Source organism: Oleiphilus sp. HI0043 (genome assembly GCF_001634935.1).
Map to the genome: position 1 here is coordinate 1 of NZ_LWEY01000261.1, position 791 is coordinate 791.

Annotated in this window: 1 protein-coding gene; it reads left to right on the plus strand. The window is 40.5% G+C overall.

Annotation, left to right across the window (positions count from 1 at the left end; genetic code table 11):
- Window positions 1–100 precede the first annotated feature (100 nt).
- The coding region (locus tag A3729_RS03895) for a cysteine peptidase family C39 domain-containing protein (RefSeq protein WP_231877330.1) at window positions 101–791 on the plus strand (691 nt) is incomplete at its 3' end.

A 791-nucleotide genomic window follows, 5' to 3' on the forward strand; every position in this document is an offset into this window, starting at 1 on the left:
TTTAAGATTTTTTGTTGGAAGGTTGTAGGTACAACTGTTTGGTGTTTTGTCTTTTTATTAATATGTGAAGAGATTGAATGCCGCCGATAAGGAAATCGTTGTGTCTAGTCATGCTTCAAATGAGGCTGGAAAGTCTTCATCCGTTGATACGGGCTTAGCTTGCCTGGTATCAATAGCACGTTATCACCAAGTCGCTGCAGATCCAGAGCAGATTCGTCATTACTTTGGTACTAATGAACCTTCATCCGAAGCTAAAAACTCGGCCTCTTGTCTGAATGATAAAGATATCGTTCGTGCTGCTAGACACCTAAAACTTAAAGCCTCACTAACAAAAGCAGACATCGCTAAGTTAGAAAAGATGGCCTTACCTGCGATAGGCCTGAGTAAAAATGGTGAGTACTTTATTCTTGCCAAAGTCGCAGATGAAAAGGTTCTTGTTCAAGTGCCTGGTTCTGAAAAACCACAAGTCTTCACTCTTAGTGAATTCGAAGATTATTGGAATGGCAGAATTATTCTAATTACTCGACGTTCACTCCTGCCAGGTATGAACGGTAAATTTGATATTTCCTGGTTTATCCCCGCTATTATCAAGTACAAAAAGATCTTGATGCAGGTCTTGGTTGCCTCCTTCTTTATTCAGTTATTTGCNCTAATTACGCCGTTGTTCTTTCAGGTGATTATCGACAAAGTACTCGTCCATCAGGGCTTAACTACGCTCGATGTATTGTGCTTCGGTTTAATCGTCGTTTCCTTATTCGATGTGATTTTGAATGGCCTTCGAACCTACGTCT